Annotated in this window: 24 protein-coding genes and 2 pseudogenes; 17 read left to right on the plus strand and 9 right to left on the minus strand. The window is 61.4% G+C overall.

Annotation, left to right across the window (positions count from 1 at the left end; genetic code table 11):
• Window positions 1-13 precede the first annotated feature (13 nt).
• Window positions 14-2,545, plus strand: a complete 2,532-nt coding sequence (locus XH91_RS02975; RefSeq protein WP_128949201.1) for a YbcC family protein — start codon at window positions 14-16, stop codon at window positions 2,543-2,545.
• Window positions 2,546-2,804: 259 nt separating this feature from the next.
• On the opposite strand, the pseudogene XH91_RS39210 reads toward XH91_RS02975, so the two are convergent.
• Window positions 2,805-2,921, minus strand: a pseudogene (locus XH91_RS39210) (IS5/IS1182 family transposase); the annotation flags it as partial.
• Here XH91_RS39210 and XH91_RS39320 point away from each other — a divergent pair.
• Window positions 2,913-3,005, plus strand: a pseudogene (locus XH91_RS39320) (SOS response-associated peptidase); the annotation flags it as partial. The pseudogenes XH91_RS39210 and XH91_RS39320 sit on opposite strands and share 9 nt — an antisense overlap.
• 16 nt (window positions 3,006-3,021) lie before the next feature.
• Here XH91_RS39320 and XH91_RS38655 read toward each other — a convergent pair.
• Window positions 3,022-3,249 (minus strand): hypothetical protein, encoded by a 228-nt coding sequence (locus XH91_RS38655; protein WP_128962967.1) that lies wholly within the window; start codon window positions 3,247-3,249, stop codon window positions 3,022-3,024.
• 163 nt (window positions 3,250-3,412) lie between these two features.
• Here XH91_RS38655 and XH91_RS02990 point away from each other — a divergent pair, with 163 nt between their 5' ends.
• The 3 genes from XH91_RS02990 (at window position 3,413) to XH91_RS03000 (ending at window position 6,031) form a co-directional block, all read left to right on the plus strand.
• Entirely contained in the window at window positions 3,413-3,682 is a 270-nt protein-coding gene (locus XH91_RS02990) for a hypothetical protein (RefSeq protein WP_128949202.1), read from the plus strand.
• 31 nt (window positions 3,683-3,713) lie between these two features.
• Window positions 3,714-4,202: a 2'-5' RNA ligase family protein gene (locus XH91_RS02995; protein ID WP_128949203.1), complete on the plus strand. Its 489-nt coding sequence runs from the start codon at window positions 3,714-3,716 to the stop codon at window positions 4,200-4,202.
• A 248-nt stretch (window positions 4,203-4,450) separates the two neighbouring features.
• Window positions 4,451-6,031, plus strand: a complete 1,581-nt coding sequence (locus XH91_RS03000) for an ATP-binding protein (RefSeq protein WP_164934042.1) — start codon at window positions 4,451-4,453, stop codon at window positions 6,029-6,031.
• Between the two features lie 10 nt (window positions 6,032-6,041).
• Here XH91_RS03000 and XH91_RS03005 read toward each other — a convergent pair whose 3' ends face one another.
• The 5 genes from XH91_RS03005 to hspD all read right to left on the minus strand — a co-directional run bounded on the left by XH91_RS03005 (window position 6,042) and on the right by hspD (window position 9,340).
• Window positions 6,042-6,329 carry a lipocalin-like domain-containing protein gene (locus tag XH91_RS03005; protein WP_245477270.1) on the minus strand — a complete coding sequence of 96 codons (288 nt, stop codon included), beginning with the start codon at window positions 6,327-6,329 and terminating at the stop codon, window positions 6,042-6,044.
• Between the two features lie 251 nt (window positions 6,330-6,580).
• Entirely contained in the window at window positions 6,581-6,856 is a 276-nt protein-coding gene (locus XH91_RS03010; RefSeq protein ID WP_128949206.1) for a hypothetical protein, read from the minus strand.
• Window positions 6,857-7,035: 179 nt separating this feature from the next.
• Window positions 7,036-7,992 (minus strand): RNA polymerase sigma factor RpoH, encoded by a 957-nt coding sequence (gene rpoH / locus XH91_RS03015; RefSeq protein ID WP_128949207.1) that lies wholly within the window; start codon window positions 7,990-7,992, stop codon window positions 7,036-7,038.
• Between the two features lie 147 nt (window positions 7,993-8,139).
• The gene (locus XH91_RS39215) at window positions 8,140-8,700 is read right to left on the minus strand and encodes a hypothetical protein (protein WP_206733224.1); all 561 of its coding nucleotides are present in this window, start codon (window positions 8,698-8,700) and stop codon (window positions 8,140-8,142) included.
• 181 nt (window positions 8,701-8,881) lie between these two features.
• Window positions 8,882-9,340: a small heat shock protein HspD gene (hspD, locus tag XH91_RS03025; RefSeq protein ID WP_128954701.1), complete on the minus strand. Its 459-nt coding sequence runs from the start codon at window positions 9,338-9,340 to the stop codon at window positions 8,882-8,884.
• 431 nt (window positions 9,341-9,771) lie between these two features.
• On the opposite strand from hspD, the gene groES reads away from it, so the two are divergent.
• The 8 genes from groES to XH91_RS03060 all read left to right on the plus strand — a co-directional run bounded on the left by groES (window position 9,772) and on the right by XH91_RS03060 (window position 15,428).
• A complete protein-coding gene (gene groES / locus XH91_RS03030; protein ID WP_128949208.1) occupies window positions 9,772-10,086 on the plus strand; it encodes a co-chaperone GroES in 315 nt (104 codons plus the stop codon).
• 35 nt (window positions 10,087-10,121) lie between these two features.
• Window positions 10,122-11,741: a chaperonin GroEL gene (gene groL, locus XH91_RS03035; protein ID WP_128949209.1), complete on the plus strand. Its 1,620-nt coding sequence runs from the start codon at window positions 10,122-10,124 to the stop codon at window positions 11,739-11,741.
• Between the two features lie 87 nt (window positions 11,742-11,828).
• Window positions 11,829-12,167, plus strand: coding sequence for a hypothetical protein (locus XH91_RS03040; protein ID WP_128949210.1), 339 nt, complete (start codon window positions 11,829-11,831; stop codon window positions 12,165-12,167).
• 59 nt (window positions 12,168-12,226) lie between these two features.
• On the plus strand, window positions 12,227-12,415 hold the full coding sequence (locus tag XH91_RS39220) for a hypothetical protein (protein ID WP_206736851.1): 189 nt from the start codon (window positions 12,227-12,229) through the stop codon (window positions 12,413-12,415).
• A 217-nt stretch (window positions 12,416-12,632) separates the two neighbouring features.
• Window positions 12,633-13,091, plus strand: coding sequence for an Hsp20 family protein (locus tag XH91_RS03045; protein ID WP_128949211.1), 459 nt, complete (start codon window positions 12,633-12,635; stop codon window positions 13,089-13,091).
• 82 nt (window positions 13,092-13,173) lie between these two features.
• Window positions 13,174-13,665, plus strand: a complete 492-nt coding sequence (locus XH91_RS03050; RefSeq protein ID WP_128949212.1) for an Hsp20/alpha crystallin family protein — start codon at window positions 13,174-13,176, stop codon at window positions 13,663-13,665.
• Between the two features lie 80 nt (window positions 13,666-13,745).
• Window positions 13,746-14,081 carry a hypothetical protein gene (locus XH91_RS03055; protein WP_128949213.1) on the plus strand — a complete coding sequence of 112 codons (336 nt, stop codon included), beginning with the start codon at window positions 13,746-13,748 and terminating at the stop codon, window positions 14,079-14,081.
• A 129-nt stretch (window positions 14,082-14,210) separates the two neighbouring features.
• Complete coding sequence (locus XH91_RS03060; RefSeq protein ID WP_430648531.1) at window positions 14,211-15,428, plus strand: trypsin-like peptidase domain-containing protein; 1,218 nt, start codon at window positions 14,211-14,213, stop codon at window positions 15,426-15,428.
• A 946-nt stretch (window positions 15,429-16,374) separates the two neighbouring features.
• Here XH91_RS03060 and XH91_RS03070 read toward each other — a convergent pair.
• Both XH91_RS03070 and XH91_RS03075 read right to left on the minus strand, forming a co-directional pair.
• Window positions 16,375-17,676 carry a hypothetical protein gene (locus XH91_RS03070; RefSeq protein WP_128949215.1) on the minus strand — a complete coding sequence of 434 codons (1,302 nt, stop codon included), beginning with the start codon at window positions 17,674-17,676 and terminating at the stop codon, window positions 16,375-16,377.
• On the minus strand, window positions 17,673-18,014 hold the full coding sequence (locus XH91_RS03075; protein ID WP_128949216.1) for a hypothetical protein: 342 nt from the start codon (window positions 18,012-18,014) through the stop codon (window positions 17,673-17,675). Before XH91_RS03075 ends, XH91_RS03070 begins: the two co-directional genes overlap by 4 nt.
• Window positions 18,015-19,137: 1,123 nt before the next feature.
• Between XH91_RS03075 and XH91_RS03080 the strand changes: the two genes are divergently transcribed.
• The 4 genes from XH91_RS03080 to XH91_RS03095 all read left to right on the plus strand — a co-directional run bounded on the left by XH91_RS03080 (window position 19,138) and on the right by XH91_RS03095 (window position 24,632).
• The gene (locus tag XH91_RS03080; protein ID WP_128949217.1) at window positions 19,138-20,121 is read left to right on the plus strand and encodes a hypothetical protein; all 984 of its coding nucleotides are present in this window, start codon (window positions 19,138-19,140) and stop codon (window positions 20,119-20,121) included.
• 480 nt (window positions 20,122-20,601) lie between these two features.
• On the plus strand, window positions 20,602-21,363 hold the full coding sequence (locus tag XH91_RS03085; RefSeq protein WP_245477271.1) for a PDDEXK family nuclease: 762 nt from the start codon (window positions 20,602-20,604) through the stop codon (window positions 21,361-21,363).
• A gap of 316 nt (window positions 21,364-21,679) precedes the next feature.
• Complete coding sequence (locus tag XH91_RS03090; RefSeq protein ID WP_164934040.1) at window positions 21,680-22,798, plus strand: FAD-dependent oxidoreductase; 1,119 nt, start codon at window positions 21,680-21,682, stop codon at window positions 22,796-22,798.
• Window positions 22,799-22,991: 193 nt separating this feature from the next.
• The gene (locus tag XH91_RS03095) at window positions 22,992-24,632 is read left to right on the plus strand and encodes an FAD-dependent oxidoreductase (RefSeq protein WP_164934039.1); all 1,641 of its coding nucleotides are present in this window, start codon (window positions 22,992-22,994) and stop codon (window positions 24,630-24,632) included.
• Window positions 24,633-24,646 lie beyond the last annotated feature (14 nt).

The following is a 24,646-nucleotide window of genomic DNA, read 5'->3' on the forward strand; positions in this document are numbered from 1 at the left end:
CGCCGAGATCACCATGAACCAGGCCGCCCTTGCCCTGAAAATCGCACCGATTGAAGCCGACGCGGACGTTGCGCTCGAGGCCCGCATCGCAACCGCCTGCGCACGCGTTGCCCCCCTCTGGCCCCTCAAGCATTTCGTTGCGGTCAACCCGTTCCTCGGCTTCACGGGTCAGAGTTTTGCGGCCACCGCCGCAACGTTCGAGCGCGTGGTGCGGGCGCGCATCCTGATGCCGCGGGCGTTCTACCGGCAGGCGCTCGCGGAAGGCCGCATCGACGATGCGGCCATGGCGCAGGCGCTCGCGCTTCACCCCGACGCTGGCCTCGACATCGAGAGCCTCAAACAGGCGTTGCACTCGGACGCGCCGGCCGGCGCGCCGCCGGCCGTCGTCGCCACGGTGGCCGAGGTGCTGGACCGCCTCGCAGAAGGCGATCGCTACGTCTCGTTGGTTGCCTTCATGATCGACGAGATCTCGGCCTTCTGCGCCAGCTATTTCGACGAGGGCCAGGCCAATTGGCCGAACCCGTCGCGAAGGCTCAAGCCCTACGCGGCCTGGCGAACGCTTGCGGTCTACGACCGCAATCCCGAAGTCATGGGCATCAGGAGTTTTCGAAGGTCCGTTGCGGCGCTGCCCACCGATCCCGTCGAAGCCATCGGGGTCATAGTCGACCGCCTCGGCATTCCTGATCGCGCGATCGAGGATTATCTGGTGCGCGCACTGTTCGACCTCGGTTGGTCGGCCTATGCGCGCTACGTCGGATGGAACGCGGAGCTCGAGGGCCGCCGGGACGACACTCTGCTCGAACTGCTTGCGATCCGACTGGCCTGGGGTTTTGCGCTGTTCGAGGCGCGGACCGATGACGCCTTCAGGACAGCCTGGGCGCGAGCGATGGAGGAGGCGGCGAAGCTGCCCGTCGATCACCGCCTCGACGAGACTCCCGAGTTCGCCGTCGACGTCGTCCTGCAGGACGCCTATGAGATCGTGTTCCGCCGCAACTTGATTGCGCGGCTCCTCGCCAACGGCGGCAGCGCGGCACGGTCTGGTCGGACGGACCGGCCTGCGGTCCAGGCGGCCTTCTGCATCGACGTGCGCTCGGAAATCTTCCGGCGCGCGCTGGAGACAGCTTGCCCGGAGGTGGAAACGATCGGCTTCGCCGGCTTCTTCGGCTTTCCTATCGAGTATGTGCCGATCGGCCACCTTCGGGGCGGCGCGCAATGTCCCGTGCTGCTCAAACCCGCCTTCATCGTCTGCGAGGAAGTCAAGGACGCCGAGCCGTTCGAGGAAGCCGAAGTGCTGGGCCAGCGACTGCTCCGGCGGCGAGTGGCGAAGGCCTGGAAATCGTTCAAGGTCTCCGCAGTGTCGTCCTTCTCCTTTGTCGAGACGGCAGGCCTCGGCTTCGCGGCGAAGATCGCGACTGACAGCGCGGGCGTAACCCGACCGGTGCCATCGCCGGTCAGCGATGGTCTCGATTCCGACGTCGCTGCGCGGGTCGGCCCGCGGCTCGCGTCTGGCAAGCTCAAAGGGCGTTCCACCGGCTTTACCGGCTCGCAGGCCGTCGATATGGCCGAGGCGGTGCTGAAGGCGATGTCACTGACCGGGCCGTTCGCGCGCCTCGTGCTGCTGACGGGCCACGGTAGCACCACGGTCAACAATCCACACGCCTCGGGCCTCGACTGCGGCGCCTGCGGGGGTCACACAGGCGAGGCCAATGCGCGTGTCGCCGCCGCGATCCTCAACGATTCGCAGGTCCGGGACGGCTTGCGGGAGCGCGGCATCGACATCCCCGCCGACTGCTGGTTCGTCGGTGCGCTTCACGACACCACCACGGACGACGTCAAGCTGTTCGATGAGGAGGACGTGCCGGCCGCGCTCGCAGGCGATCTGGCGTGGTTGAAATTGCGGCTGTACGATGCTGCTCATCTGGCAAGGCTCGAGCGCCGCGCGCTGCTGGGACTGGGAGATGCGGCGGATGCCGGCGCCGCGATCAAGGCGCGTAGCAAGGACTGGTCCCAAGTCCGGCCAGAATGGGGCCTCGCGGGAAACGCCGCGTTCATCGCTGCCCCGCGCAGCGTCACGCGCGGTCTCGACCTGTCCGGCCGCGCCTTCCTGCACTCCTATATCCACGAGCAGGATCGGGATCATCGGGTGCTGGAGTTGATCATGACCGCGCCTCTGGTGGTCGCGAGCTGGATCAATCTGCAATACTACGGCTCGACCGTGAATAACGCGGTGTTCGGAAGCGGCAACAAGGTGCTGCACAACATTGTCGGCCAGCTCGGCGTGCTCGAAGGCAACGCCGGCGACCTGCGAGTCGGGTTGCCATGGCAGTCGGTGCATGACGGCACGCGCTTTGTCCATGAGCCGGTACGTCTGAACGTCTTCATCGCTGCTCCCGAAACTGCGATGGACGATGTCCTGCGTCGGCACACAGGCATCTGCGATCTCGTGACCAACGGCTGGATCATGCTGCACTCGCTCGGCGAGCATGGCTCGCTCATCCGCCGCTGCGTACGGCCGGGAATTTGGGTTGCTTCATCTTATGAATAGGGATCGCGGCTGCAGGCCGCCGACCAATATCAATCGCTTTCCCACCTTGAGGTCTTGAGCGTGAATGATCGTAAGGAAGTTTGCGGGACTCAATCGCGTCCTAAGCAGGAGCCCCAGTGCGCCGGCTGCGGTACCAAGACTCGTTTCATCACATCTATTCTCGACATCAGCAGAGATCGCTCCGTAATGATCTTCCGATGCGATAACTGCCGGAAAGAGGTCTGGGAATGAACCGTCGTTTCGATGAGGAGGTTGGCGCCACCGGTAGGCCATTGCTATCGACCACCGCGTGGATTTTGCTCGCCAGACCGCCACGTGACTTTCCCATCCATTGACACCGATTTCTTGTGATGCAGGCCTCATGTCGATGGGGCCGGAGCACCGCTGCGTGGCTCCGTTCAATAGTTTCAGCGAATATAACAAGGCCGAAGGCGGCGACATCTGGTTCGCCCTCGACAAGGGTAGCGCTAGCGTCGCTAGTCCCCTCTCGAAGAAATTTCGCGGATGTCGCCTGGGCCGATGTGCAGGGCAGAGACATCGGCTGGCGACAAAGCACATCCGGGCAGAACCGTAGCAGCCCAGCCTTCCGGGACAGCATCCAAAACCCGAGTGATCGCTTCGTCGGGCGGCGCAAACGCCAGCCAAACGCGTGGGTCCCGGCTATCGGTCAGCACACGGACGATATGGGCGACTGCTTCGGCCATGCTTCACTCTATGAGCCTTCGAAGGCAGGTCCAAGAGCTTCAGAAAGCCGGGCGGGAACACGTGGACAAGCTCCAGCCCTGCCGATCGCGAATCCCTGCTGCGTGCTAACCGCGCGGAACGAGCAGGCAGGCGGAAAGATTCGCCCAGGCAGGAGCGATCTCGATGTTGATGACGAAAGAACGACGACCTGCGATCCGGACGCTGCGGGGTTGGGTAGTCGGCGTGCTGCAGGAGGCCGGCGCCATCCATGAATGCGAGGAGCACGGCTGGGCCAAGGACAAGGCCGATCCGCATGCGCGCGAGCGCGCCGCCGATTTCGCACGCCGGGAACCGCCCACCGGCGTTTCGCCGGCGGATGCCGTCGCGGAGGTCCGCCAGGAGCTGGATTCCATCGGCGACACGTGCCCGGAATGTCCAGACGGAGATTGCTGAAGCGGGGATGGTCGCGATATCTGAATCGCAAATGGCCGCCACATTCATTCTTACCGCCGAATTGGATCCCGCGAGCTTCGCCTGGCTGGACGGGCTGCGCCGGAACTATTTTCCTCCCGAGCGCAATCTGCTGCCCGCGCACCTCACGCTGTTCCACCGGCTCTCATCGGAGCAGACGGGCCGCTTACGCGAAGTCCGCCTTCCGCGCGGTCCAATAAGGGTTCTACTGGATGCTCCACTCCCGCTCGGGCCCGGCGTCGCGATCCGCGTCCGGTCGCCGGACCTTGAGCAGGTTCGGTCCGCAGCGCGACTGGCCATGGGCGGCGAGTTCTCCCGACAGGACAGCCAAGGCTGGCGACCGCACGTGACGATCCAGAACAAGGTCGCCGCCGACGTTGCGAAGCGGCTTCGTCAGCAACTCGCGACGGATTTCGAGCCGCGCGCCGGCGCGGCGACTGCTCTTCTCGTCTGGGAATACCTCAACGGGCCGTGGAAGCCGGTAGACCGCCTCCCGTTCTAACAGCAGGCGGTAGCGTCCTTTCGGGCCCAGAACTGACGATGGGGAACCCGAATGGCGATAGGCCGTTCTTCCCGGTCATTGCCGGTCAGGCGACATTCATCGGTCGCGTAAATTGCTCAAGAGGCTCCTCAGTGGATGGCACTTCACCGAAGCGCGTCACGACCGTCGCGAGAGACCTCGGCGAGCTCGCGGGCCGTCGCGATTGGACGACGTCTCCCCTGGGCGCGCCGGCGACCTGGCCGACGTCGTTGAAGACCACGGTCGGGTTGATGCTGCGCGGAGAGGCGCAGATCGTCCTGTTCTGGGGGCCCGACTTCGTCGCCCTCTACAATGACGCCTACGCACCGACGATCGGCGACAAGCACCCGCGGGCGTTGGGACGGCCGGCCAAGGAAAACTGGTCGGAACTATGGGACGACCTCGAGCCTCTGCTTCGTGGTGTCCGCGAGACAGGCGAGACCTTCTCTGCCAAGGACCGGCCCTTCTACATCGAGCGCAGCGGTTACGGCGAGACCGTGTACTTCGACGTCTCCTATTCGGCCGTCCCCCAGGAGGACGGCGGGGTCGGCGGCGTGCTGTGCATCGTCTCGGAGACGACAGAACGTGTCCGCGCTCAGGCCGCCCTCAAGGAAAGCGAGGCCAACCTCCGCGAGCTCAACAAGACGCTCGAGCAGCGCATCGCCGACCGCACCCGCGAGCTCGAGCAGGCCCATGCGGAGCTCCGTCAGGCGCAGAAGATGGAGGCCGTCGGGCAGCTTACGGGCGGCATCGCGCACGACTTCAACAACCTGCTGCAGGGGATCACCGGAAACCTCGATCTCATCCGCCGCAAGCCGAAGGCGGAGCACGTCGCGCGCTGGGCCGAAGCCGGCCTGAAGGCCGCCGAGCGGGGAGCCCGACTCGCCGGCCAGTTGCTGGCGTTCTCGCGGATCCAGAAGCTCGAGATCGCGCCTATCGACATCACGGCGGCGGTGTCGCGCTTCGTGGAGATGCTCAGGCACAGTCTCGGACCGACCATCCGGATCCGGACCGACCTGCAGACCGACGGAATCTTCGTCGAAGGCGATCGGGTGCAGCTGGAGATGGCTGTCCTGAACGTCGCCCTGAACGCGCGTGACGTGATGCCCCAAGGTGGCGATCTGACGATCGCGACGAGGTCGCGCCGGACCCGCGGCGACGCCGCGCTCGCGGCCGGCGACTACGTGGAGCTCGCCGTGACGGACACCGGTTCAGGAATGTCGCCCGAGATTCTGGAGCACGCCTTCGAGCCGTTCTTCACGACCAAGGAAACCGGCAAGGGCACAGGCCTTGGCCTCAGCCAGGTTTACGGCACCTTGAAGCAGTCCGGAGGGGCCGCCGAGATCGAAAGCACGCCGGGGCGCGGGACGACGATCAGGCTGCTCCTTCGCCGGACTGACGCAGCGCCGTCGAACGCCGAAGATGCCGCTGCTCCCGACGACCATGAGCTCGGCAAGGCAAGCGTTCTCGTCGTCGACGACGATCCGGACGTCCGCGCCTTCCTTAAAGACTCGCTGGAAAACCTGGGCTATCGGCCGATCATCTGCGAGAGCGGGCTTGCGGCCATCGAGGCGGTGGAGATAGTCTCTCCGGAGGTGGCCATACTCGATTTCGCGATGCCTGGAATGAACGGCGCCGAGGTCGCCCGGCGCCTGCGGCAGCGGCTGCCGGACATCCCGGTGATCTTCGCGAGCGGTTACTCGGAAACCGCTGCCGTGAGTTCAGCACGCGGCGAACGCTCCCGCCTGCTGCGGAAGCCATTCAAAATCGACGAACTCCAGGCGGCTGTTCGCGGGCTGCTGGAGCCGTAGGCGACAGACTTCATTTCGCCCGCTTAAATACGAGCTCCAGCGTGATGCCGGCCGGCGTGCGCGGGTTCGTGAACCTCAATTCCTCAGCGGTGATCGATTGCACAATCCTTCGCTGATTTGGCGCTCCGACCAAATTCGGAAATGAACTCGTTTCGATGTTGACGTGGATCGTCTTGGTGCTCTCGTCGACAGTGTACGTGCCGGTGTAAGCGACGGTACCCGACGCAATAGCCATCGCCTCTTCGGAGGATGGACGAGCGGAATCGCCCGACGCATATTTTGGAGCGTCGGAGCGCACGGTAATGAAATGAAAATGACCGTCGGCGGTGTAGGTGACGGCACCCTGCAGCTTGGGTCTTTTCTACCGCGGTGCCATCTTCCCGGGTCGCGGTGCTGGATACGTAATTCCAGGTACCGACCAACTGGTCTCTCAGAGACGTCCCCTGCGCGAAACCACTGTGCGGCAACACTGCAGCCAAAATCAAAAACTTCGCGCAAAGACCAATTGCACTACGCTGTTCATGGGACGTCCTTGCTTCACACAGAATTTCAGGAAAGGTAACCCGACGCCCGATCGCCATCAATGGGAGCCGCAGAAGCCGTCCCGATGTTGGCCTCCTGCGGAAAGCAGAACGTGCCGCCTTCCAGCATCGCTGCTGCGAACAGATCCGTGACCTCCGATGCGACCTCGCGGATCACCGCTTGACGCTCGGAATCCGGACGATCGGCCAACAGCGCCGCCATTGGCGTCGCGAGAAGCTGGAAACGCACGTAGTCGAGTACGGATGGGAAAGCGACCCGCTGGACGACGGTGTTGACCTTCACACCTGCGAAGCCAGCGTCGCTCAGAAGTTCTTCCAACTCCCGCGGGGTGCGGAACGAGTGCTCGCCGCGCTCGCGTCATCCAGCTGCGCTGCAGAATTTGGTTGCTATGGTGTATAGCGTACTGTGGCAAGCGGTCCGCCCGGCAGGTTCATGCGTTCACGGCCTAGATATCGTTGAGTTCAGTAACTCGCCGAAGGAGGTCTCTCTCGATTTTCTTGTGTCGATTGGATCGACATGGCATTCCTTGCGACCAGTTGTCGCGGCTTCAAAGAATTGCCGGCCGGATGCATTGCCAGCCTTATCTTCTCAAATGCTCGCTGCTCTATTTGGCGGACCCGCTCGCGGGATACTCCATATTCTGCCGCGAGTTCCTCCAGTGTTGGAGGCGTTTCAGTCAACTGGCGCACAGTGAAGATGTGTCGCTCGCGCGGAGCAAGCGTCTGGATAGCGGCTCGCAACGCTTGTCGGCGTTGGACCAATTCGTGTTCATCAGCCAGCTTGTCGTCTTGTGCAGGCGAGGGGTCTACAAGACGTTCTATCGCTTCGTCGGCGTCCAGATCGTCGTGAGTGCGGGAATTCAAGGATACGTCGCCGCGCAGGCGCCGATCCATGTCTACTACCTCTCGTTCCGGCACCTCGAGGCGCGCAGCAATTGCTTGAACCTGCTCAGGACGCAGATCTCCGTCCTCGACAGCCGATATCGCACGCTTAGCTTGCCGTAGTTTGAAGAAGAGTTTCTTTTGTGCGTTGTTTGTTGAAACCTTCACCATCGACCAGGATCGAAGTACGTATTCCTGAATCGTCGCCCTGATCCACCACAATGCGAACGTTGAAAGACGAACCCCTCGCTCCGGATCGAAGCGTCGCACGGCCTGCATCAATCCGATATTGCCTTCGGAAACGATGTCGGCGATGGGCAATCCGTAACCGCGGTATCGCATCGCAACCTTTGCAACGAGGCGCAGGTGGCTTGTGACGAGGCGATAGGCCGCTTCGCGATCGCCCAGCTGGCGCCAGCGTCTCGCGAATTGGGTCTCCTCTTCCTGGGTCAGGATCGGAAATTTCTTGATCTGAGCGAGATAGTGAGTCAGTCCGGTTGCAATTGAAGGCAGTGGCCGAGAATACGTGTTGTACATGTGCCCCTCGCAGTGGCTCTCGTAAGGTAAGGCCGGTATGGAGCGGCGATCAGCGAAGTGTTGCTCTCGAAAGCACTCTTGCGATAATCGCCATGCTCAAAAGGCATCCGACTGATCCGACCAGTGCGGCAACATCAGCGGGATCGATCAGCATCGATTTGTCCTCCTGAGGTCGTCATGATGCCGACGCCCTGAAGGGAACTGGGGTCCTGTCCGCCGCTCCTTTCGATCCAGCTTGCATTCATGATCGAGGTTCTCGGTCTCCGTTTGCGAGAAGAGATCACACAGCGCATCGACAATATCTTCGAGCCGGGCGCTCGTATCGTCGTGGCGCGGGTTCAGGTGGGAGCGATCTTCGCCGAGGCAGTGATCCGCGAGCCAGGAGGACAAGATGGCCCGCTTCTCGTACGCGGTGAGATCGGAATCATCGAGTACATCTAGGGGATGCTCAAAAGCACCGGCCGGATGCAGGAACTCCGTCAGCTCCAATGGCGTTGTGCGCCGATCTGCCCCGGGTTTCGTCGTCCGGAGTGACAGGCAATCCGGGCAGGCCTCTCGCAGCAGAGCTTTCACGGAAGCTCGTTCGTCAAGCAATCGTCGCTCGATATAGCCTCGTTCAAGATCTGTGAGAGACGTTTCCAGGAGCCTGCGATAACGGCGAATATTGTTTCGGTGCGCGCGAAGCCGTTCGATATGGTGGCCAGTCATGACTGCTTCTCTCCCGCGTCATGTAGAGTTGCCGCGCTTGGTCCGACGAAAGTAACGTCGGCCGTCGCTTGTCGGGAGACGCGCATTATCGTCCGCGGTCGTCAGCCGCATTGGATCCTCCTGTTCGTTGACAAATAGAGGCGGCCGCGCGAACGCGCGCGGCGCCGATCAGATAGCTTGCTTACGCCGCTGCCTTGGTCTCTAGTTTCTGGACATTGTCCGCCGGCGCGCCGTTGATCGCGATCCGGCGCGGCTTCATGGCTTCCGGAATCTCCCGGACCAGGTCGACCTTGAGCAGCCCGTTCTCGAAGGATGCGCTCTTGACCTGGACGTAATCCGCCAGATTGAACTTTCGCTTGAAATTGCGGGTAGAGATGCCGCGATGGATGAAATTCCGCTCGCCATGATCCGGCTTGTTGCCTTCAATGGTGACTACGTTCTGTTCGGCCGTGATTGCGAAATCGCTTGACGCGAAGCCCGCAACCGCCAGCGAAATCTGATAGCGGTCTTCGGAAAGGCGCTCGATGTTGTACGGTGGGTAGTTGTCCTCGCCGGCGCGCTGCGCCATCTCTGCGAGGTCAAAAAGGCGGTCGAAGCCAATGGTCGAACGCCAAAGGGGCGAAAAATCGTAAGTGCGCATAGCCAAATCCTCCAAAAGAGCAAGATGGTTACGAGCGGCACCGGACACGACCGGTGCCCGTCTCATTGATCCGGACCCATGAGGCGTCCGAACCCCACATTTTCTGTGGCGTCGGAAAATTAGCAAAACCGTTTTCGGTTTCAAGAGGGGGCTGAAAAAAATTGTGGCGCCGGCGCACGAAATGCTGATTATCGAAATCAGCGGCACGGCAAGAACTAAGCGCAACGCGTGCACGCTTTACCAATCGTTGACGGCAAGCCCTTGGTTCATCCCAGAAGCTTTGGTCCGAATGCAAGGGCGCCGTTACGGGCAAAAAATTCACTCGAGCGGTCTTGAACCGGGCCGATTCGACTCCCAGTTCGTTTTCCGCCCGGGGGCCGTTTCCGGACCCGGATTTTGAACATCGCTGAACCTGATTGAGGAGGATGTGCATGCATTTCCGTCCATTGCACGATCGCGTGCTCGTGCGCCGCATTGATGCCGAAGAGAAGACGTTTGGCGGCATCATCATTCCCGACACTGCCAAGGAGAAGCCGCAGCAGGGCGAGATCATCGCCGTAGGCCCAGGAGGCCGCAACGAGCAGGGCCAACTCGTGCCGCTCGACGTCAGGGCCGGCGACCGCGTGCTGTTTGCGAAGTGGTCGGGCACCGAGGTCAAGATCGACGGCAAGGAGCTGCTGATCATGAAGGAGAGCGACCTTCTGGGCGTGGTCGAAAAGGCCGAAGCGCTCAAGACGGCAGCGTGAGCTGACAGTCATCGAAGAGAAGGGAGATTTTCAAAATGGCTGCCAAGGACGTAAAGTTTTCGACCGAAGCTCGCGAGCGGATGCTGCGGGGTGTGGACACGCTGGCGAACGCGGTGAAGGTCACGCTCGGTCCGAAGGGGCGTAACGTCGTGATCGAAAAATCGTTCGGCGCGCCCCGCATCACCAAGGACGGCGTCACCGTCGCCAAGGAGATCGAACTCGAGGACAAGTTCGAGAACATGGGCGCACAGATGGTGCGCGAAGTCGCCTCCAAGACCAACGATCTGGCGGGCGACGGCACCACCACCGCGACCGTGCTCGCGCAGGCGATCGTCAAGGAAGGCGCCAAGGCCGTTGCGGCTGGCATGAACCCGATGGACCTGAAACGCGGGATCGATCTGGCGGTGGACGCGATCGTCACTGACCTCAAGACCCACGCCAAGAAGGTCACCTCCAACGACGAGATCGCCCAGGTCGGCACGATCTCGGCTAATGGGGACGCCGAGATCGGCCGCTTCCTCGCCGAGGCCATGCAGAAGGTCGGCAACGAGGGGGTCATCACGGTCGAGGAAGCCAAGAGTTTGAACACCGAACTCGAAGTGGTCGAAGGCATGCAGTTCGACCGCGGCTACGTCTCGCCCTACTTCGTCACCAACGCCGAAAAGATGCGGGTCGAGCTCGAGGATCCCTACGTGCTCATCCACGAGAAGAAGCTTTCAGGTCTGCAAACCATGCTGCCGCTGCTTGAGCAGGTCGTGCAATCCGGCAAGCCGCTTCTGATCATCGCCGAGGAAGTCGAAGGCGAAGCACTCGCCACCCTGGTCGTGAACCGCCTGCGCGGCGGGCTAAAGGTCGCCGCCGTCAAGGCGCCCGGCTTTGGCGACCGGCGCAAGGCCATGCTGGAGGACATCGCGATCCTCACTGGCGGCACCGTGATCTCCGAAGACCTCGGCATCAAGCTCGAAAACGTCACGGTCAAGATGCTCGGCCGCGCCAAGAAGGTGGTAATCGACAAGGAGAACACCACGATCGTTGATGGTGCCGGTGCCAGGAAGGACATCGACGCTCGGAGCCAGCAGATCAAGGCGCAGATTGAGGAGACAACCTCCGACTACGACCGCGAGAAGCTGCAGGAACGGCTGGCGAAGCTCGCCGGTGGCGTCGCGGTGATCCGTGTCGGTGGAGCGACCGAGATCGAAGTGAAGGAGCGCAAGGATCGCGTCGACGACGCATTGCACGCGACCCGGGCGGCCGTCGAAGAAGGCATCCTGCCGGGTGGCGGCGTGGCGCTATTGCGCTCGCTCAAGGCGCTTGAGGGCATCAAGATCGCCAATTCCGACCAGAAGGCCGGCGTCGATATCGTACGCCGCGCGGTCCAGGTGCCTGCACGCCAGATCGTGCAAAATGCCGGTGAGGACGGGTCGGTGGTGGTAGGCAAGCTTCTGGAGCACCAGAGCTACAACTGGGGCTTCAATGCCGCGACCGGCGAATATCAGGACATGGTGAAGGCCGGCGTGATCGATCCCGCGAAGGTCGTGCGCACCGCCCTGCAGGATGCGGCCTCGGTCGCGTCGCTGCTCATCACCACGGAAGCACTGGTGGCGGACAAGCCGAAGAAAACGGAAGCCGCGCCGGCTCCCGCCATGGACTTCTAACGCGTATCGGGCCCGGCCGACCGGCTGGGCCCACCTCTCACATACAGAAAGGACATCTGGATCTGTCTTCGACGATAGGAGCATGAGATGATCAAGGATCAATTCACATTCTTCGCTCGGGCGGAGGGCACCCACAAAACCTTAATCAATCTCCTCGCAGTAACGCTCGGTGGTGTCGTTGCGCTGGCGCCGTTTGCGGCGCGAGGGTCGGAAGCGACATCCCTGCTGCGGGCAGCAAAAATCGGCTTCGAACAAATTGCCTTGCCGCCGATTCCGTACCTGGACACGATGCCCTGGCTGACCTGGCCGCAGGCGCCTTCCACGATGAAGGTGGATACGCTACTTTCGCCGGTCCTGGATGCGCCCCGGCTGAGGTTCGACCTGTTGCCGACCCAGCGCGACGGGACGCCACCTGCAACCAGCTAGTCCGTGTCCGGCCGATCCGGTCGCTCCAAACTTCCGTCTGAGCTGTGTGAGGACTTTCCATGCCGTATGAACCCGCTGTTGGCGGCGCGTTTGCCTTTCTGATCGAAAGCCAGAGACGCGTTATTTCGCATTGCGAAAGGCTCTTGCCTGCGAGCGACCTAACTTCTGAGGATCGCGCTCGCCTCATGCGCCTGCGCAATGATGCTGAAGCACAACTGGCCCGCCTGACTTACGCCGAGGCCGCGTAACCCGGATTGAAATTGCGGCATGATCGGAACTTGAAGATTTTTTTGAGCAACCCTCTTGAAATCAACTTTCATTTTTTTAAGTCATTTTTCGCCGCGAGAGCGGTGTGCCGGACGCCAGTTTAGGGTCCGGTACGGGCGCCGGACCGGGCTTCGGACCGTTCCGTAAACACGGCCTGGCGTTCCTTCGTATCCATCTTGCTCTTTGGAGGACTTGGCTATGAGGACACTCGACTTCGCGCCGCTGTGGCGCTCCACGATTGGCTTCGATCACCTGGCAGACCTCGTCGATTCGACGCTGCGTCAGGCGACCGAAGACAACTATCCTCCCTACAACATTGAACGTTTCGGCGAAGACCACTACCGGGTCACGCTGGCAGTGGCCGGCTTCGGTGTTCAGGACATCGCCGTGACGGCGGAACAGAACGTGCTGACCGTTGAGGGCAAGAAGCCCGACGGTGGCGCGCGCGAATACCTTTACCAAGGTATCGCGGCCCGTCCGTTCCGGCGTGTGTTCAACCTCGCTGACTATGTCCAGGTCAAGCAGGCCTCGTTCCAGGACGGTCTGCTGATCATTGATCTCGTGCGCGAGGTGCCGGAAGCGATGAAGCCGCGCCGTATCGAGATCGGAACGGCGGCTTCTTCCTCACCCCAGATCGCGCAGAAGAAGGCAGCTTAGGCGCGATTGCAGCATCGAGACGGGGCGTGCGGCGCGTGAAGCGTCCGCACACCCTGTCCTCACGAACAAGTGAGGTAGAACAATGGCTATTCGTGATCTCATTCCGTGGTCGAAACCGCAGGAGCTTGCGCCCGCCCGCGACAGCTTCGATCCCTTCCTGACACTGCACCGTGAAATGAACCGTCTGTTCGACGATGTGTTCCGCGGCTTTGGCGGCCCGGGCCTGTCGTCGTCGATGGGAGGTCGCTTTGGCTGGCCGAAGGTCGAGCTCAGCGAAACCGACAAAACGTTGACCGTGTCGGCCGAACTGCCGGGGATGACCGAAAAGGACGTTCAGGTGGAAATTACCAATGGCGTCCTGACGATCCGCGGCGAGAAGAAGGCCGAACGCGATGGCGAAGGCCGATACTTCAGCGAGCGCTATTACGGCGCCTTCGAGCGCCAGATTCCGCTCGACGATGTGCAGGAGGACAAGGTTGAGGCGACGTTCAAGAACGGCGTCCTGACTGTCTCATTGCCCAAATCGGACAGGCCGCGCGAGGGCGTGAAACGCATCGCGATCAACGCTCCATGATCAGAACAGGAAGCGGCGGCTCCGCTGCCGTTTCTCCCAACGGCAATCCCTTGGAAAGGAGAGATAAGGGAGACACGACGATGACGAACACCAATGCAAATGCCCAGAGCCTTCATCCGATCTTTCACCCCGCCGCTCACTACGATTCTCCAAGGAGCGTCCTGAACGACAATGAGCTCTCCACGCCGGAGAAGCGCATCATCCTGTCGTCCTGGGCCTCCGACATGTATGCGGTGGAATCCTGTCCGTGGTTGCGCAAGATTCCCGGCATGAGCCATACGGTCCGGCTCGCGGATATTCTCGCAGCCTTGCGCAAGCTCGACGGCGACAATGACAATGATGACCCGCCGCGTGGTGGCGGCGTGCCGATGCGGCTGCGGCGGCCTTGGGCCGCCGCAGAACGAAGGGCCGCATGATGGTCACGCACGCTGTCCTCGGCCTTGTCTTGTTCGGTCATATGGCTGCGGCCTGTGTCGTTCCCTGCGTCGCTCTGCAACGTGCGATGTGGCTGCCGGCAAGCGCTAGAGCCGGCTCCCGCGAATATCATGGTGCACAAGATGAAAAATGGTCGCGTAATCCAATTGGCGCTGTTGGTGTTGACGCTGACGTTTGGGGCACCGTCTCTCGTGACGGCGCAAGTTCCCGATCTCAAGACCGGAGCGCCGATCCCGACATTGGCGCCGCTCGTTCGCCGAGTCACGCCTGCGGTCGTTAACATTTCGGTGCACGGTCGCGTGCGTGAAGACAATCCCCTCTACCGTGACCCGGTGTTCCGCGAATTCTTCGATGTTCCGAAGCAAATTGAGAAAGAGGTCAACGCAACCGGATCCGGAGTGATCGTCGATGCTCTGCGCGGCTTTGTACTCACCAATAATCACGTCGTCGAAGGCACGTCCACAGTGCAAGTCACCACGAAGGAGGGCCGACAGTTTTCGGCCAAGGTGATTGGTCGCGATCCGCCGACCGATGTGGCCGTGTTACAGATCCAGAGCCCCGTGGGGCTCAAGGCGCTTGCTTTTGGCGACAGTGACGCGCTGGAGGTTGGTGATTTTGTGCTCGCGATCGGCAATCCCTTTGGTCTGGGCCAAACCGTAACCTCGGGTCTGGTCAGCGCACTCGGCCGCACTGGCCTTGGCAAGCAGGGTTACGAAGATTTCATTCAGACGGACGCGGCGATTAATCCCGGCAATTCTGGTGGCGCGCTGGTCAGCCTGCGCGGCGAGCTGGTCGGAATTAGCTCAGCGATCATCTCGCCTGCTGGAGGAAACGTCGGGATTGGCTTTGCGATCCCCGCCAATATGGCGCGGAGAGTGATGGAGCAAATTATTGCCACCGGCCATGTCGAACGCGGCCATATCGGCGTTTCTCTGCAGGACCCGCGGCTGTCGGGTGCTCGGGCCGAAGGCGCTTTGATAGCTGAGGTTCTGCCAAATTCGCCGGCGGAAATGGCCGGTCTGCGCAAAGGGGACATTGTGACAATGGCCGACGACCGTCCCATTCGGTCGGCTGCGCAATTGCGCAACAAGGTAGGCTTGGCGCGAGTCGGACAGGAGTTAAAATTGATGCTTCATCGAAGGGAGGGCACAAGCATCGTCGTTGTCAAAGTGGCGCCCCGCATGGAACGGGGCGCGGCAGTTATTTCAGGTGGCTTCGGATTGACGAGCCGGCGACCGTCTGCCGGCCTTGCGGCGCCCAATGTCAGTGCTGCTCCGGCTCACGCAACCGATGGCTATCTCTTGGGCTCGAACCGTGCTGCTGCATAATCCTTTGTTGCATCAATTTCCGACCTTCGAGATCATCCTGCGGCCCAAGGGCCGGCGTTGGCGCTGGCGCGTATGTTCAACGAACGGCACAATCGTCATGCAGGGGTCGCGAAGCACACGTAATGCTGCGCGATATGATGCGCACAGCGCGTTATTTCTTCTGCTGCTCTCGACAACTTCGTCGGGTTGGCCGCGCCGATAGATTACTCGGCTCAGCGGAAGCCTCGCGAGCGGTTATAGAGCCTCTTAAGCTCCCTCTGTGGCGCCGAAGTCGTTGTTTTTCCGGCAATAGGTCGAGGCGCGTAGCCCTAGGATCGGAGCGCGACGGGCCGTCCGCGGGTGTCCGCAAGGGCGAGCGAAAGCATCGCATCTTGTGCGACTGGTTGGCTTGAGGGGGCGCCTCCAAGGCGGTAGGGCGCCACATTCAGCCCGAGCGAGCTGAACAGCTTCCGCCTCATGCCACTGGCGAGGCCTTGAGACAAAATCTTCCGCATCTTCGCTTCGAGCGACCCAAAGTCGCCGTCATGTGCATGGAAGTATGCGCCGATAACGCTGCCGCCGGATACCATCGAAAGGACGCCAATCCGGTGCTGAGACCCAAGCCGATCGCACGCCCTCAGGCGACCGAGATGAAATCCATACTGCGTCCGAAGTGTGTTAGCCGGCGAGGTCAACTGGGCGGACGTGGGGCGGCCAGGTCCTTGCAAGGATCGCAGCGCATGATACGCCTCCGGTACACTGCGATAGCCTCGCTTGACGCCCTAGCTTCCCATGGCTTGTCACATCGCTTGATACCTCGGCTGGCCGTTCATCCGGCAACCAGAGATGGGATGTATTACACGCAAGCGCGCTAAGTTGTCGCGCAGCGTGGTGTCCGAGTCCAACGGCTTGATCAGAGCAGGCCGGCCTCGAAGTCTCGGCGGGTTAACGGCTGGCATGCCTCGAATTAGAGTTTGACCCCTGAGGGCTGGTACGAGAGCGCTTCATCGCTGAGAGCAGGGCTCGATTCTTCTACGGGCTGCTGCGATAGTGCTCGATGTTCGCGCGTCGGCGGTCTGGCCAGCAGAATTGCCTTGCCAAGCTTCAACGAACGTCCGGCGTGAATTATCAACTTATCGATCGGAGTCGACACCCAAGCATCATCTGACCAAAGCAATTCGAGGGCCCGATCGAGTATCGCCTCGCCCCTCGAAAGCCTTCGAAGCCTTTCAGCGATTCGGTTTCCAGCGTCGGTTGAGCCGACCCTCACGCCGGCCGGAAGATAGGTCAGCTTGAGGGTTTTGATCCTGAGACGCTTCAGCAAGACCTCAAGATCGTCGGTCTTGTCCTGACGCAGCTTTTCGATGTTGGACGTTAGACTAGCCTCGGGAATGCCATCAGCATCGATTGTCTTGCCGAAGAGTGCAGAAAACCTCGCGCTCGCCTCTTGATACACAAGTGTACGCGGCTGTTGCAGGATACGGTGCAGCACTCCGATTAGTCGGTCTCGTCGAAAGAGTAAGATGGAATCCTCCGAACGATCACCCTGCCGGATCATAACGCCGGCGTTGGAAAGAAACCTAGCAAACGACTGCTCCGAAGCGCCGCTATTCCAGAGGCGCTCCAGTCTTGCACAGAAGGAAGCCAAGTCTAGGCCCTCTGCGGCAGCGGATCTCCGCATTGCGTCCGTCATACGAGATTGCTGCGAGGGCCATACTTTCTTCAGGTCTGTGAGCCAACGAGCGACGTCTGGTCGATCCTCCTTGATCAAATGAGTGACAATCGAGTCATGGTAGGGCGAAATCGAGGTCTGTCCCTCGAGATCGAACGCCGCAACCGCTGCGACCTTGTGAAGCCGTCGGGCATGATTTCGCATGTCCAGCGCCAGTTTTGTGATGGGAGAGACGTGACCTAGAACGCAGTGAAAATGGGTCGGTCCGCCCCCTCGGCGCGCACGAAGTTTTTCGTGTGACCAGACCATCAGCGGATGGTCTGCTGCGTTCAGTTCCGTGATGATGAGGTTTAAGATGCGATTGAGATCTTTCTTATCCAACTGCGTCGTGGGCGAAATGATGATGTGCCAAAAAGCGATGCGCGCTCGCGACGCCCGTTGCAGACACTGCATGACGCGCATTCCGTCTAGTGCGTTTGCCACGTAGAGGTTTCTGCTCTCGCCCGGCTCTGTCGCCCGGTACGCATCTTGCGCCAGATATCCACTGAGGCGCCGCGCCCCCTCGCTTTTCTTGTATTTGTAGGCCTTTACAATCATTTGCGCCGCCCAGAGCTGTCCAAGTCGAGTGCAGCCGTCGTCAATTTGACGAGTCTGTCTACGATTGCCAGATAGTGAGGATGATCGCTGAGTTCGCTTCGGATTAAGTTCCCGAACGCGATGATTTCCTTGTGGAAGTTGGCCAACTTTGTGGACTGCGCGAAATTCTGTTTACCTGGGCGGCGTGTCCGCTTGCCTAAGTGAATGTCGAGCAGTGCTTGCAAGAACTCCGCCTGGCTGATCCCGCCGTCCTTTGCCGCATTTTTGACTTGAGTTTTGAACTCAGAGGTCGCGCGTATTGAAAGCGGTACCTTGTTCTGGTGATCCTTCCCGCTCATGTGGGCCTCACGCGGAGGTCAGCTAAAGGCCCACATGGCTCGGCGCGTGCGCAGTCATCTAACCGCGACTGAGGCGATCTGACTGAAAGGAGCGATTGGAGGTTGATGGCTCCGGCGGAATTGCCATCATTGAGGTACGCGATAGTGGTTGGTTTTTTTGGCTGGATTTTTTCCAGCCCGACTCTCACCGATCACCCGACCTGATAGCCATTGTAGCTCTCGGGAAACACAGCACCTTGACCCTTACAAGCTAAAGGAAAACCAGCGCAAATTCAAGAATCCTTGTTCAAATGCCCAAGTATCGTGTTTGCTCGGAACGCAGTGTAAGTCAGACCTCGGGCAGCGTGCGATAGCTTGGCTTGGACGGTTAGCTGCCGTCAGCTCGAGCTGACGGCCACTTAGCACATTGATCCCGGGACTCTGCCGCGGCGCAGGGGAACCCCATTCCCCCCATCGTTAACCACTGCGCATTTTACAATGTGGCGAGTCTCAGGGACGGTTGCCATTTGACGTATTGTCCCAGCGAACTAAAGTAGTCCGCGGTATAACCCGAATTGTAGTCCACCAACCTTCCAAAACCTGCCGTGATCGCGTTTTTTTTAGGAAATAGAGCCGGATAGGGAAAATTTGTCGGGGAGTCCCTCCCTCTCCGCCAAATCAAACACCCATCTAATTGAAATCGTTGGGATATATTTGATTGTTTGGGCCTGCCCTAGTAGCCGCCCTACGGCACCTCTGACAACCGCTGCGAAACCACTGTCTGGGTGAGTCCAGCGGCCTTGTGGCGCTCTTTTGGCAGTCTGCACAGCTGTGTGTAGCGCCCAGTATCATCACCTTGAGCTTCGGAAGGACCCGTGGGGTAAGCGGGCGAGCGTATGCCGGCCTTCAAAGGAAGCCCGAACGGCTGCCCGCTACGATGAGAAGCGGAGGCGCCTGAGGCCCCAAAGCCGCCGAGCCGGTTCCTCGCCCCACCGGTCCAAGGCCGCCTAGCGGGCTCCCACGACCTCTAGTGGGCAGGTTGCAAGGGAGCCCCGACACGCGTAAGTCAGGCCAGCAATACTACTAAATATATATAAATACCCACCGCGGTCCGTCCGAGCCGCAAACCCCAAAGCGGCGGCCTATGGCCAAGCAGACGCGGGAACAACGTATTGAGCTCGCTCGGACGCGCTTAATCCGCGTGGTCAGCTCCCATTCCGTGGCTACGATGCGCACCCTTGAGATGAAAATCTCGGACGCTGGCCCGTTTAATCAGCGCATAGACCCTCACATTCTGACTGAAGCCCGAAATCAGCTGCTCGCAGAAAGCATTCTGCAACGCCGGCAGCCTGGCGTCGGCAAGCCAACCTATTTTTTCCTCGGCAACACGGCATGGGAAGGCCATGCCGATCGCTACGCTGTGCTCGACGCCATTCAGACTGAGCTCGCCCAGCAGGCTGTTACAATGCGCACGGGCCAGGCGCTCGAAATCGCTGTCTTCCGTACGATGACGGCTGCCCAGCAAAATTTCTTTGGTAGATTTCTCGACCTAACCAAACATGGCGACGACCAGCTCTATCGCAAAGTCGAGCCGCCCAATTACATCGGCGACAACGTCATGCCGGATGACCGGCTCCTCGATTTCATGGTTTGCCATGGCGGCGTGTGGGCAGGCATCGAGTGCAAGAACGTGCGGGAGTGGCTCTATCCCGACCGGCGCGAGGTGAAAGACCTGCTCGATAAAGCCGTGGCCCTGAACTGTGTGCCGGTTCTGATAGCGCGCCGTATTCACCCTTCCACGTTTCTCCTCTTCAACAAGTGCGGGATAATTATTCACCAAACCTATAACCAACGCCTGGCCAACGCCGACGCAGACCTTGCCGCCCGTGCTCGCGCAAAGGACACGCTCGGCTACTTCGACATGAAACTAGGCAACGACCCGGACGACCGCCTTACCAAATTTCTGACGATCAACTTGCCTGCCGTGCTGCCCGAGGCGCGTCAAAAATTTGAAGAGTATTATGACCTGCTGTGGGAGTACGCCTTCAACGGCATGTCCTATGAGGCATTCGCAGCTCGCGTGCGACGGCGCTACAACGGGGGCCCCGAAGATTTTGATCCTGATTAATCGGCTTAAGCCGATGCCAGCCACTGCGGCGTAGCCGCCGCCCTCGCTACCGCCACGCTCGCCCCGTCCAGGCTGATGCTGTACCCCGCACGCCGGGGTCGTCGCACCCCGCCAAGAACTTGTACGGTGCGTTTGGCGTGGCTTGTATCGCCTTGCGCTGGGGCGCCGCGCTGTCCTCGGCCGCGAGGGCTCGAGGGATGCGCCGCCACCCGAATCGGTGCTTGAGAGGCTGCATCAGCCCTCCTATGTTCTGCACTGATGAAATGGAAACCCAGAAATCTGCGAGCGCTGGCCGAAATCGTCTGCGGAAACGCTGAGCACTTCCATTATCGATCAAGCAGCTACATCACGGAATTCTTTGGGGACTGTGATCTTGATTATGTCCACGACGGGTCCACGCGATGGGCCCGGGTATCTGACAAACTAGAAGAGATATTGGCCCTGCCGCAACGGAGCCCATCCGTCCCACCCGCCCCATTCGTGAAGGTAATTCGCCGCGTGTTAGACAAGGGTGAGGCGCAAGAGGGCGACCCGGATCGAAGCAAAGCCCTGGCGGCTCTGAACATTGTGCTCGCCCGAGAGGGCTGGGAGGCCTTTTACGACGAACACGGGCTTGGCCAACTCCGGCACATCGCGACCAACACCATCGCCCAAATCGAAAGCCCCCACCGGCCGCTTACTCCTTCAGAGCTTAAGCGTCGAGAACAGCTACTTGCCTACCTCGACAAGTGCTCAGAGGACGAACTGATCGAGGAAGTCCTCCTCCCGCTGTTCCGCCAGCTTGGCTTCCACCGGATCACCGCCGCGGGCCACAAGGACAAGGCGCTGGAGTACGGCAAAGACGTATGGATGAAGTACACGCTGCCGACGCTTCACGTCCTCTACTTCGGCATCCAGGCCAAGAAGGGGAAGCTGGATTCCGCGGGCATGGGAAAGACCGGCTCCAGCAACATCGGCGAGATACTGAATCAGGTGACCATGATGCTCGGGCACCAGATCTTTGACCCCGAGCTGAACCGGCGAGTGCTAGTCGATCACGCCTTCATCGTCGCCGGGGGCGAGATCACCAAGCAGGCGAAGAATTGGCTCGGCGAGCGGCTAGATGCGACGAAGCGGTCGCAGGTCATGTTCATGGACCGCGACGACATCCTGAATCTGTTCATCGTCACCAATTTGCCACTGCCCAAGGGCGCGCTCCCGCCGCGGGAGTCCGAAGACCTCGACGAGGACCTCCCGTTCTAGTGGCGCCGCTCGGCGGTTATATTGGATGAGGAAGGCAAAGCGCTTTTTCCCTCAGTGTCGCGCGTATGTGATCATTCTCGAAGGTCGGTCCGTCGTGGGATGGTAGGATTTGACGAAATCCATCGGGCCCACGAATTTTCGACGAATATTCCACACATTCGATACGTGCGCTGACATGGTCCCAATGATCTGATGCCGCGCTGTCGATGCCGGCAATCGCCCTCCCGTAGACCTTGCATACCCGCAAAATCACCACGATGATCACCGCGTCACTGCAATCGCTCGCGAGGCCTTCATGCGAAAATGCGAAGTCGCCGTGCTGGGTCTGGGGCTCATGGGCGGAGCGGCGCTCTCCGCATTGCTGGATGCCGGCGTCGATGCGCTCGGCTTCGATCCCGTAGCAGCCGGTTCGGATCGCGGCTCGTCGCATGGGTCATGTCGCATTTTCCGTCGCTTCAATTTCGAAAACTCCAACTACACCAGCCTGAGCGACGAGGCGCATGCCGGCTGGATCCGGCTGCAGGCCGACAGCGGTCAAACGGTTCTGACGGACACCCCCATTCTGGAGGCCGGCCGCCCCGGCTCCGCCATGGTGGCGTCCTCGCGCGCGGCCGCGATCGCGACAGGGCGTCCGGATCCGATGGTGACCGCAGATGTCGCGAACAAGGAATTTCCGGCTTTCAAACTGCCCGACGACTGGGACGTCGTCGTCCAGGACGGCGCCGCGATCCTGCACACCGCGACTGTCATGAAACTGATGCGCGCACGCGCTCGCGACCGCGTGATTCCGGAACGCGCGAGCTTCACGCCGCACCACGACGGCGTGTCGATCCGCACTGACAGCGAAGAGTTCTTCGCCGAGCGCGCGATCCTGGCGCTGGGCCCATGGCTTCCTCGCGCCCTCCCGCAACTCGGCGCGCTGCTCAACGTGACCCGACAGGCGGTCGGCTGGTTTGCACCTGGCAGCCCCGACACCGTGGTTTCAGGTCGTTTCCCGATCTTCATTCTGGACCGAGGTCCTGATGACACGGTCTACGGCTTTCCGGATTTCGAACAGCGCGGCGTTAAAGCGGCGCCTCACAACCACGGGCCCGTGGTCGGCCCCGACGACTGGGGTCCGCAGGCCACCGATGCCGAACTGCGCCCGATCGGCGCAGCGTTGGCCGCCCTCGTCCCCGGCGCGGCCGGGCCCATCGTCGATCGCGACGTCTGCCTCTACACCAACACCGCGCCCGCAGACATCAGGCCGGACGCGGGCGAGGAATTCATCATCGATCGCTGGCCGGAGTCCCGCCTGATCGTCTGCTCCGCGTGTTCAGGCCATGGTGCGAAGTTCGCGCCCGCCATCGGGCAAAGGCTCGCCCGCCTCGCCACCGATCCGTCCTACCAGGCAGAACCCTTCTTCCAGCTGTCCCGCTATTCTCAATTCGCCTGAGCGGATGAACCTCCTGCCATGATGCCATCATGCACCTGTTTTGCCCGACGGAACAAGCGAAATTTCGGTAAATTCGCAATCGTTGGCAAAAGGCCTTGACCTGACGTAGGTTGGCTACTGTGCATGGGGTTGTTTTCGACTTTCGAATGCGTGCAGGCGGCGAAGACCGCCGCGCGAGGGAATGGAGGCTGATATGAAGGCACAGGTCCTGGTCGTGGGCGCCGGCCCGGTCGGATTGACGGCGGCGATGGATCTGGCCTCGCGCGGCATCGACGTCGTCGTCGCCGAGATCCGCCGCGCCGGCGATCCGCCCAACGTCAAATGCAATCACGTCTCGGCGCGCTCGATGGAGGTGTTCCGCCGGCTCGGCGTCGCCGCCAGGCTGCGCGATGCGGGGCTGCCGGCGGACTTCCCGAACGATTGCTCCTACCGCACCACGGCGACCGGCATCGAGCTCTGCCGCATCGACATCCCCTCCCGCGCCCGGCGCTACAGCGCCACCGGCGGCCCCGACACCTGGTGGCCGACGCCGGAGCCGCCGCACCGGATCAACCAGGTCTATCTCGAGCCGATCCTGTTCGCCCATGCGGCCGCTCAAGCGCGCATCATCATTCTGGCGCGCACGGAGATCACCGACATCGCGCAGCACGACGACCATGTGGTCGCGCAGGCGCGCAACCTCGACAGCGGCGAGACCTTTCGCATCGACGCGAGCTTCGTCATCGGCTGCGACGGCAGCCGCTCGCTGGTGCGCAAGGCGATCGGGGCGAGCCTGTCCGGCACGCCCGTGATCCAGCGTGTGCAGTCGACCTTCATCGAGGCCCCGCAGCTGAAAGAGCTGATGGGCGCGCACACCAAGGCCTGGATGGTGCTCTCGCTCAACCCGCGCCGCTCCGGCACCACCGTTGCGATCGACGGTCACGACCGCTGGCTGATCCACAATCACCTTAAGCCCGACGAGCCCGAATTCGATTCGGTCGATCGCGACTGGTCGATCCGCGCCATTCTCGGCGTCGACGAGCATTTCGACTACAAGATCCTCAGCAAGGAGGATTGGGTCGGGCGTCGCCTCGTGGCCGATCGCTTCCGCGACCGCCGCGTGTTCATCTGCGGCGACGCCGCGCATCTGTGGATGCCCTATGCCGGCTACGGCATGAATGCGGGCATTGCCGACGCCGTCGATCTCTGCTGGCAATTGGCGGCGCATCTGAACGGCTGGGCGCCGGCCGCGATCCTCGACGCCTACGCGGCGGAGCGCCAGCCCATCACCGACCAGGTCTCGCGCTTTGCGATGGACCACGCCATGAAGATGATGGCGCAGCGCGGCGGCGTCTCCGCCGAGATCGAGGACGACACGCCGCGCGGCCATGCCGCGCGCGCGGCGCTCGCGAAGGCGGCCTACGATCTCAACGTCCAGCAATATTGCTGCGCCGGTTTGAACTTCGGCTATTACTACGACGCTTCGCCGATCATCGCCTATGACGGCGAGACGCCGCCGCCTTATGCGATGGGCAGTTTTACGCCCTCCACCGTGCCGGGCGCCCGTGCGCCGCATGTGTTCCTGCGCGACGGGCGATCGCTCTACGACGCCTTCGGGACCGGCTACAATCTCCTGCGGTTCGACCCGGCGATCGACGTCGCGCCATTGCAATCCGCCGCAGCCGCGCGCCGCATTCCGCTGGCGCTGATCGACGTCGCGCCTGATGAAGCCGGCGGCGCCTATGCCGAGAAGCTCGTCCTCGTCAGGCCCGATCAGCACATCGCCTGGCGCGGGCCGGCCGCACCTGAAGATGCGCAGAGCCTGCTGGCGCGCCTCACCGGCGCGGCGGTTTAAAAAAGAGCGAGGAA

Source organism: Bradyrhizobium guangzhouense (assembly GCF_004114955.1).
In the GTDB taxonomy this organism is placed as follows: domain Bacteria; phylum Pseudomonadota; class Alphaproteobacteria; order Rhizobiales; family Xanthobacteraceae; genus Bradyrhizobium; species Bradyrhizobium guangzhouense.

Bases quoted from the DNA above. Each gene is read 5' to 3' on its own strand.
- XH91_RS02975 (WP_128949201.1), top strand. From the start codon at position 14: ATGAACCAGGCCGCCCTTGCCCTGAAAATCGCACCGATTGAAGCCGAC.
- XH91_RS38655 (WP_128962967.1), bottom strand. From the start codon at position 3,249: ATGGCCGAAGCAGTCGCCCATATCGTCCGTGTGCTGACCGATAGCCGG.
- XH91_RS02990 (WP_128949202.1), top strand. From the start codon at position 3,413: ATGTTGATGACGAAAGAACGACGACCTGCGATCCGGACGCTGCGGGGT.
- XH91_RS02995 (WP_128949203.1), top strand. From the start codon at position 3,714: ATGGCCGCCACATTCATTCTTACCGCCGAATTGGATCCCGCGAGCTTC.
- rpoH (WP_128949207.1), bottom strand. From the start codon at position 7,992: ATGTACAACACGTATTCTCGGCCACTGCCTTCAATTGCAACCGGACTG.
- XH91_RS39215 (WP_206733224.1), bottom strand. From the start codon at position 8,700: ATGACTGGCCACCATATCGAACGGCTTCGCGCGCACCGAAACAATATT.
- hspD (WP_128954701.1), bottom strand. From the start codon at position 9,340: ATGCGCACTTACGATTTTTCGCCCCTTTGGCGTTCGACCATTGGCTTC.
- groES (WP_128949208.1), top strand. From the start codon at position 9,772: ATGCATTTCCGTCCATTGCACGATCGCGTGCTCGTGCGCCGCATTGAT.
- groL (WP_128949209.1), top strand. From the start codon at position 10,122: ATGGCTGCCAAGGACGTAAAGTTTTCGACCGAAGCTCGCGAGCGGATG.
- XH91_RS03040 (WP_128949210.1), top strand. From the start codon at position 11,829: ATGATCAAGGATCAATTCACATTCTTCGCTCGGGCGGAGGGCACCCAC.
- XH91_RS39220 (WP_206736851.1), top strand. From the start codon at position 12,227: ATGCCGTATGAACCCGCTGTTGGCGGCGCGTTTGCCTTTCTGATCGAA.
- XH91_RS03045 (WP_128949211.1), top strand. From the start codon at position 12,633: ATGAGGACACTCGACTTCGCGCCGCTGTGGCGCTCCACGATTGGCTTC.
- XH91_RS03050 (WP_128949212.1), top strand. From the start codon at position 13,174: ATGGCTATTCGTGATCTCATTCCGTGGTCGAAACCGCAGGAGCTTGCG.
- XH91_RS03055 (WP_128949213.1), top strand. From the start codon at position 13,746: ATGACGAACACCAATGCAAATGCCCAGAGCCTTCATCCGATCTTTCAC.
- XH91_RS03060 (WP_430648531.1), top strand. From the start codon at position 14,211: ATGGTGCACAAGATGAAAAATGGTCGCGTAATCCAATTGGCGCTGTTG.
- XH91_RS03070 (WP_128949215.1), bottom strand. From the start codon at position 17,676: ATGATTGTAAAGGCCTACAAATACAAGAAAAGCGAGGGGGCGCGGCGC.
- XH91_RS03075 (WP_128949216.1), bottom strand. From the start codon at position 18,014: ATGAGCGGGAAGGATCACCAGAACAAGGTACCGCTTTCAATACGCGCG.
- XH91_RS03080 (WP_128949217.1), top strand. From the start codon at position 19,138: ATGGCCAAGCAGACGCGGGAACAACGTATTGAGCTCGCTCGGACGCGC.
- XH91_RS03095 (WP_164934039.1), top strand. From the start codon at position 22,992: ATGAAGGCACAGGTCCTGGTCGTGGGCGCCGGCCCGGTCGGATTGACG.